Annotated in this window: 5 protein-coding genes and 1 pseudogene; 5 read left to right on the top strand and 1 reads right to left on the bottom strand. The window is 40.0% G+C overall.

The window, feature by feature from the left end; translation table 11 throughout:
• From H5202_RS16165 to H5202_RS16155, 3 genes and pseudogenes are all read left to right on the top strand, one after another.
• Positions 1 to 313: pseudogene (locus H5202_RS16165) on the top strand (bifunctional 4-hydroxy-2-oxoglutarate aldolase/2-dehydro-3-deoxy-phosphogluconate aldolase); the annotation flags it as partial.
• 267 nt (positions 314 to 580) lie between these two features.
• Positions 581 to 1,093 carry a DUF1993 domain-containing protein gene (locus tag H5202_RS16160; RefSeq protein WP_182772985.1) on the top strand — a complete coding sequence of 171 codons (513 nt, stop codon included), beginning with the start codon at positions 581 to 583 and terminating at the stop codon, positions 1,091 to 1,093.
• Positions 1,094 to 1,358: 265 nt separating this feature from the next.
• A complete protein-coding gene (locus H5202_RS16155) occupies positions 1,359 to 2,054 on the top strand; it encodes an aspartate/glutamate racemase family protein (protein WP_182772984.1) in 696 nt (231 codons plus the stop codon).
• 161 nt (positions 2,055 to 2,215) lie between these two features.
• On the opposite strand, the gene adhE is transcribed toward H5202_RS16155, so the two are convergent.
• On the bottom strand, positions 2,216 to 4,813 hold the full coding sequence (gene adhE / locus H5202_RS16150) for a bifunctional acetaldehyde-CoA/alcohol dehydrogenase (RefSeq protein ID WP_182772983.1): 2,598 nt from the start codon (positions 4,811 to 4,813) through the stop codon (positions 2,216 to 2,218).
• A gap of 676 nt (positions 4,814 to 5,489) precedes the next feature.
• On the opposite strand from adhE, the gene H5202_RS16145 reads away from it, so the two are divergent.
• Both H5202_RS16145 and H5202_RS16140 read left to right on the top strand, forming a co-directional pair.
• Positions 5,490 to 6,173 carry an HAD family hydrolase gene (locus tag H5202_RS16145; protein ID WP_182772982.1) on the top strand — a complete coding sequence of 228 codons (684 nt, stop codon included), beginning with the start codon at positions 5,490 to 5,492 and terminating at the stop codon, positions 6,171 to 6,173.
• Between the two features lie 20 nt (positions 6,174 to 6,193).
• The gene (locus H5202_RS16140; RefSeq protein ID WP_182772981.1) at positions 6,194 to 7,156 is read left to right on the top strand and encodes a sugar-binding transcriptional regulator; all 963 of its coding nucleotides are present in this window, start codon (positions 6,194 to 6,196) and stop codon (positions 7,154 to 7,156) included.
• The last annotated feature ends 360 nt before the right edge of the window (positions 7,157 to 7,516 follow it).

Below are 7,516 nucleotides of genomic sequence, written 5' to 3'. Positions count from 1 at the left end.
CGTGCCATTGATTCCTGGTGTGGCAAGTATTTCAGAGATCATGGTGGGTATGGAGTTGGGATACACTCACTTCAAGTTTTTCCCAGCAGAAGCTTCTGGTGGCGTCAATGCACTGAAATCATTCTCTGGCCCATTATCTGATATTCGTTTCTGTCCAACAGGCGGTATTAGCCCTGCGACTTATAAAGATTACTTAGCACTATCGAATGTTGATTGTATTGGCGGCAGCTGGATAGCACCGACTGATGCAGTAGACAACGAAGAGTGGGATCGCATTACCCAACTGTGTAAAGAAGCGCTTGCTGCGCTGTAATCACTTTATTGTGTGATAATTCAAAAACCAGCATCTGCTGGTTTTTTTATAAGCATTTACTGGTGTTTTATTATAAACCGTATACTGTTTAGCACATTGATGTCGCTTACTAAAATACTCATTAATCACTATGATATGTGAGATAAACTTTTCATAGCAGCACCATTCATAGCGATTCCATAAAATGATGATGAATGATCCACACAAATTTATTGATGGTTTAAGTCGATAACAAAGCAAGTCCATTTATATAAAGAGGTATTCTCAATGCTTTATGATTTAACGGTTGTACAATTTAGTAAAATGCTTAATAACCTAAGTGCAATCCTTGTCAAAGGTGAAGGCTTTGCAGAAGCTAAAAAAATTGAAATGTCGGTGCTACTTAATTCACGTTTAGCACCAGATCAATTTAACTTAACTCGTCAAGTGCAAATTGCGTGCGATACAGCCAAATTAGCAGTAGCGCGTTTAACTGGCCAAGAAGATAGTGCGCCAAAACATGAAGATAATGAGACGACATTAGCGGAGTTACAAGCTCGTATAGCTTCTGTTATCGATTATTTAGCCACGTTTACAGCCGAAGATTTTACTGGTGCAGAAACGCGTAAAATTACTCATCGTCGTTGGGAAGATAAATATCTAACTGGCCGTGATTTCGCTTTTGAACATGCCATTCCTAATATTTATTTCCATGTGACAACTACCTATGCAATTTTGCGCCATAATGGTGTTGAAGTGGGTAAAAAAGACTACTTAGGTGCAATGCCATTTAAGTCGTAACCGATAAAATGCTCACCCATCGATAGCACCATTTTATATGGCTAGAATAAAACCAGCATTAGCTGGTTTTTTTTATCTAAAAATGAATCTACCACAATCAGGTAGTCAGCGTCAGTCATGACACCTTAGAACCATAAAGCGGTAAATCGACCCAAGCCTGAAATAGACATTATCAATCCGCCATTAAGCTTGCGATCCAAAATTAAGTTCCTATCATAGTAATAATGTCTTTATAGACGGACAGCATTCAGCCACAGGAGTGAGCATGAAAACAATCGGTATGATAGGTGGTATGAGTTGGGAGTCGACACTCAATTATTACAAAGCGATTAATCAAGGTGTTAAGTCTGCATTAGGTGGGCTGCATTCGGCCAAAATTTGTTTATACAGTGTCGATTTTGCTGAAATAGAAACCCTGCAACATAAAGGATTATGGCACGATACCGCGATTCATTTAACCACAGCCGCTAAAGCGGTTGAAGCTGGCGGGGCAGACTTCTTATTGATTTGTACCAATACCATGCACAAAGTGGCTGATGAGATCCAAGCACAAATATCTATACCCATTTTGCATATTGCAGATGCCACAGCTGAGGTGTTGTTAGCTGATGGGATCAGTAAAGTCGGCCTACTCGGCACACGCTTTACCATGGAACAGGACTTTTATAAGCAGCGTATAAGCGATAACTATCCCATAGAGGTAATTGTACCTTCGTCAGACGAGCAAACAATAATCCATGACGTAATATATCAAGAGCTATGTCTGGGCACGATAAATCCGCAATCAAGACAATGCTATCTTGGCATTATTGACAAATTATATGAGCAAGGGGCTGAGGCGGTGATTTTAGGTTGTACTGAGATAGCCCTATTAGTGCAGCAACAACATACCCATGTTCCTTTGTATGATACGACCCAAATTCATGCCAATAAGGCCGTTATGCTGGCATTGGCTAAGTAACCTCAACTCGGGATAATAAACGGTTATCAAGCAGTCCTTTGTCTCGCTAACTGAATTAAATAGCCATAGGTTCATTTTCGGTGGGAATGTTAAGACGAAAAAAACGCCTTACAATATTGTAAGGCGTAATGTTTAAAGCTTACTGCTTATTTTAGAATCGACTAGTCTTTATAAGCTCGGCCATAAAAGCTGTCTAATAACACTTGTTTTAGCTCTTTAATCAACGGGTAACGTGGATTGGCACCAGTACATTGATCATCAAATGCATCTTCAGCAAGTTCATCCAGTTTGGCGATAAAATCTGCTTCATTAACACCAGCATCCTGAATTGATGCAGGGATACCAATAGTTGTTTTTAGCTGTTCGATTTTCTCAATCAGTTTTTCAACTTTTTGAGCATCAGTTTTACCACCTAGCTTTAAATAATCTGCAATGGCAGCATAACGACACAACGCTTTAGGACGGTCGTATTGACTAAACGCTGCTTGCTTAGTTGGCATATCTGTCGCGTTAAAGCGGATCACGTTAGAGATTAGTAATGCATTAGCCAAACCGTGAGCTAAGTGGAATTCGGCTCCTAATTTGTGCGCCATTGAGTGACAAACGCCTAAGAATGCGTTGGCAAAAGCAATACCGGCTATGGTGGCACCATTATGGACTTTTTCACGAGCGACTGGTGCTTTGGCACCAAATTCATAAGAGTCCGGTAGGTACTTAAACAATAGGTCTAATGCTTGTAGTGCTTGGCCATCACTGTATTCGTTTGCCATTACACTCACATAAGCTTCTAACGCATGAGTGACAGCATCAATACCACCAAAAGCGGTCAATGATTTTGGCATGTCCATGACTAAGTTAGGATCGACAATCGCCATGTTCGGTGTTAATTGATAGTCAGCAATAGGGTATTTTTTTCCGGTTACTTCATCGGTTACCACGGCAAAAGGAGTCACTTCTGATCCTGTACCTGAGGTTGTCGGAATGGCAACCATTTGAGCTTTAACACCCATTTTAGGGAATTTGTAAATACGTTTACGAATATCCATGAAACGCAGCGCTAAATCAGCAAAATCAACCTCAGGGTGTTCGTACATAACCCAAATGATTTTCGCTGCATCCATTGGTGAGCCACCACCTAACGCGATAATGACGTCCGGTTGGAAGCTTTGCGCAACTTTAGCACCTTGACGAACAATAGCTAAGGTTGGGTCGGCTTCTACCTCGTAGAACACTTCGGTTTCAAGCCCCTGTGCTTTAAGAATTTTTAAGGTTTCATTACAGTAACCGTTATTAAATAAGAACTTGTCAGTGATGATCAACGCGCGTTTTTTATCACTTAATTCTTCAAGTGCTATCGGTAAGCTACCGCGACGGAAATAAATAGATGAAGGAAGCTTATGCCACAACATGTTCTCAGCCCTCTTAGCGACCATTTTTTTATTGATTAAATGACTTGGGCCGACGTTCTCAGAAATTGAATTACCGCCCCATGAACCACAACCTAGTGTTAATGATGGTGCTAGCTTGAAGTTATATAAGTCACCGATACCACCTTGTGAAGCAGGTGTGTTAATCAAAATACGGGCTGTTTTCATTCTAAAACCAAAGGCTTTAACGCGCTCATCTTGGGTGTCTTGATCGGTATACAAACCAGATGTATGGCCAATACCACCCAAGGTGACTAAGGCTTCCGCTTTGTCCATTGCCTCATTAAAGTCTTTTGCTTTATACATCCCTAATAACGGGGATAATTTCTCGTGAGCAAAGGCTTCAGCATCATTAATGTCAGTTACTTCACCGATAAGCACTTTGGTGGTACTAGGCACTTCAAAACCGGCCATTGCAGCTATAGATACTGCACTTTGACCAACGATATCAGCATTTAGGCCGCCGTTTTTGAGGATCACACTCTGCATGGCTGCGGTTTCAGCTTTAGATAGAATATGACCACCGTGGCTGATAAATCGCTCTTTAACTTGCTTATAAATGCTGTCTACTACAATCACCGCTTGTTCAGATGCACACACCACACCATTGTCGAAGGTCTTTGACATTAATATAGAGCTTACCGCGCGTTTGATGTCTGCGGTCTCATCGATAACGATAGGTGTATTACCAGCACCAACACCAATGGCAGGTTTACCAGATGAATAGGCCGCTTTAACCATGCCTGGTCCACCAGTGGCTAAAATGAGATTAATTTTCGCATGAGTCATTAACTGATTAGACAAGGCAACACTAGGTTGATCAATCCAGCCAATAATATCTTTAGGTGCACCTGCTGCAACGGCTGCATCTAAAACAATTCTAGCTGCCGTTGTGGTTGAGTTTTTAGCTCTAGGGTGCGGCGAAAAAATAATGCCATTACGGGTTTTTAAGCTAATAAGCGCTTTAAAAATAGCAGTAGAAGTAGGGTTAGTTGTTGGGACAATACCGCAAATAATACCTACAGGCTCTGCAATGGTAATGGTACCGAAGGTTAAGTCCTCAGATAAAATACCGCAGGTTTTTTCATCTTTGTATTTGTTATAAATGTATTCAGATGCAAAGTGGTTTTTAATCACTTTATCTTCTAATACACCCATCCCCGTTTCTGTTACGGCCATCTTCGCCAGAGATATGCGCGCATCTGCTGCAGCTAGAGCCGCTGCTCTAAAGATGGTATCCACTTTTTCTTGGCTAAAGTTGGCAAACTCGGCTTGTGCTTTGGCTACGCGCTCAACTAATAAATCAAGTTCTTGAGTATTGGTGACTGTCATAATGGTTTCCTTTAAAAATATTCAACAAATTAGTTTTGCAAAATATTCTTTGTAAATAAAATTACAGCTTTCAGGCTGTATTTGCTGTGATGATGGCCACAAATGCATAACTATATGTAATTTTATTACAACAACAGGTTGTTTTATGAACATAAACTTTATTGTTGAATAGCTGACATCTGCTTATCTTAGTACGTAAACATGACGAAAATATTTGGTGCATCATGCATTAAGCCATCTTAAGTTTTAGTGAACAGTTTGATGACGTTAGGGTATTTTTCAATTGTTCCACATTGAAAACAGTCTATCTTTTTTTAGCTATTTGGTTGTTTATTAATAGGTTGAATCACTACGTTTAAAATATTTTATTGAATTTAAACAACATTTTATGATCGCGCCATGTGTATAAGCAATGGCTAAAGCTCGTTTTGCTTATTTAATTAGAGAATTGTGATTGACATCAATATTTATAAAAGGGAATATGCTCATTAGTAGGGCATATGCTCATGTGTGGTGCGAATGTTTACTCTAGTTGGTGTAATGTGGTCACTTATCCACGTTATTTGAGTTTTGTTGTACTCTACAGAATGTGATGTTGGATTTATTATTGTGGTTTCAGGTTCAGCACGTTGTAAAATATGGTTAGTTATCTGACTTGATCTGGTAAGGCGAGCAAATGAACGTAAATACACAATTAATAATATTCGACTGCGATGGGGTTGTGATCGACAGTGAGGTGATTAGCGCCAAAGTGTTAATCGATAAACTGGCTCTATTGGGCGCCTGCATTGATATGGCTTTTGTACAACAGCATTTTCTAGGTTGTCAATTTACTACCGTCGCCGACAAAGTAAATCGTTTGCTGGCGATTACATTACCTGAACAGTTTGAAGCAGAATATCGTCAGCAGTTATTGGTTGAGTTTGAGCATAATCTGACGGTAACCGATGGAATTAGATCGATATTGGAAGACTTGAAAGTACCGTATTGCATAGCAACCAGCAGCAGTTTACCGCGTACAACCAGAGCATTAGAAGTTGTAGGGTTAACGGATGTGTTTGGTTCAAATGTTTTTACTGCCAGCGAAGTCAAACGAGGTAAGCCGGCACCTGATTTATTTCTGCATGCGGCTAAACGTATGGGGGTCGAGCCACAGCATTGTTTGGTGATTGAAGATAGCTTTTTTGGCGTCAGTGCCGCTGTCGCGGCCAAAATGAAAGTGATTCATTATATTGGCGGTGGTCATATAGTCGATAACGTTAGCGATGAGTTACACCCAGTGTCACAGGCTTACCCAGAGATTTCGGTATTAAGTCATTGGCAACATTTTAATCGTCTAATGCCAGCGTTAATGCGTTGATACTGAATATAAAGGACAACATGGATAACAAGTCGAATTCAGAACTCGCGCGATTAGAGCAAGCGGCAAGAGCTGCGTGGTTATATTACGTCGCGAAGAATACTCAAGATGAAATTGCCCAAAAATTAGAAGTATCAAGACAGTCAGCGCAACGTTTAGTCGCATTAGCGGTTAGTGAAGGGTTAATTAAAGTCCGTTTAGATCACCCCATTGTTAAATGTATGGAGTTGGGCCAACAGTTAACCCAAGCTTTTAATTTATTGGAATGCGAAATTGTCCCCAGCGATCCTGCTGATGACAGTTCCGTGCACGGTTTAGCGCAATGTGGCGCAGGTGTATTAGAGCGATACTTAAAATCTGAACAGCCTAAAACTCTAGCCTTTGGTACCGGACGAGCACTCAAAGCTTGTATTGATGAGTTACCTTCGATGCTATGTCCGCAACATAAAATAGTGTCGCTATTAGGCAATATGATGTTAGACGGTTCTGCATCAGCATTTGATATCGTGGTCAGTATGGCTAATCGAGTGCAGGCTAAGCATTACCCTATGCCGTTACCCGTTATTGCGACTTCAGTGGCGGAAAAGCAGTTATTGCATGACTTATCGCCGGTAAAAAGTATTTTTGAATTAGTTAAACAAGCAGATGCCACTTTTGTAGGAATAGGGCACATGGGCGCAGAGTCACCATTATTGCTCGATGGTTTCATTAATCAGCCACAGTTAACCGAGTTAATTAATGACAATGCCACTGGTGAAATCATCAGTTGGGTGTACAACGACCAAGGGCAGTTACTCGATCATTCAATAAATCAATTAGTGATGAGCTCTCCGTTGAGGATTGATTCAAATAAGCCTGTTTACGGTATTGCTGCTGGCCAACATAAAGTTGATGCTATATTTTCAGCATTGCAAGGTCGGTTAATTAATTCATTGATAACCAATGAATATACAGCGGAAAGAATATTAGCAAAGCTAAAGTAAATGATTAAATAAAATTATTAAATAAAATGACGTTTAACATTGGAATTAGATCAATAACGAGTGAATGATTTATAAAAATAATATGAATATAAATGGGGTTATTATTTCAACTCAATAGAAATAATAAATAGTCACTAAAGGAAAGGCAGTATCACTTTATCATCGTTTTCTGATGAGGGTTTTACTTATTTTCAAAATAGGAATATAAAAATAATGACAATAAGTCAACATGAGGCTTCATTCAAACAAACGAATGAAGAGCAGCTGCCTGTAGCTAAAAATAAATTACATGGTTGGAAACACTTTGCAGGTTTATATGCTGGGGAGCATGTTGCCGCAACAGAATTCGTTATTGGTGCC

Origin of the sequence: Shewanella sp. SG41-4, assembly GCF_014164505.1 — a bacterium.
GTDB lineage: Bacteria > Pseudomonadota > Gammaproteobacteria > Enterobacterales > Shewanellaceae > Shewanella.
This window is presented reverse-complemented; position numbering and strand designations above follow the sequence as displayed.

What these genes read in the sequence shown, in the direction of transcription:
- H5202_RS16160 (WP_182772985.1), top strand. Translation starts at nt 581, where the DNA reads ATGCTTTATGATTTAACGGTTGTACAATTTAGTAAAATGCTTAATAAC.
- H5202_RS16155 (WP_182772984.1), top strand. Translation starts at nt 1,359, where the DNA reads ATGAAAACAATCGGTATGATAGGTGGTATGAGTTGGGAGTCGACACTC.
- adhE (WP_182772983.1), bottom strand. Translation starts at nt 4,813, where the DNA reads ATGACAGTCACCAATACTCAAGAACTTGATTTATTAGTTGAGCGCGTA.
- H5202_RS16145 (WP_182772982.1), top strand. Translation starts at nt 5,490, where the DNA reads ATGAACGTAAATACACAATTAATAATATTCGACTGCGATGGGGTTGTG.
- H5202_RS16140 (WP_182772981.1), top strand. Translation starts at nt 6,194, where the DNA reads ATGGATAACAAGTCGAATTCAGAACTCGCGCGATTAGAGCAAGCGGCA.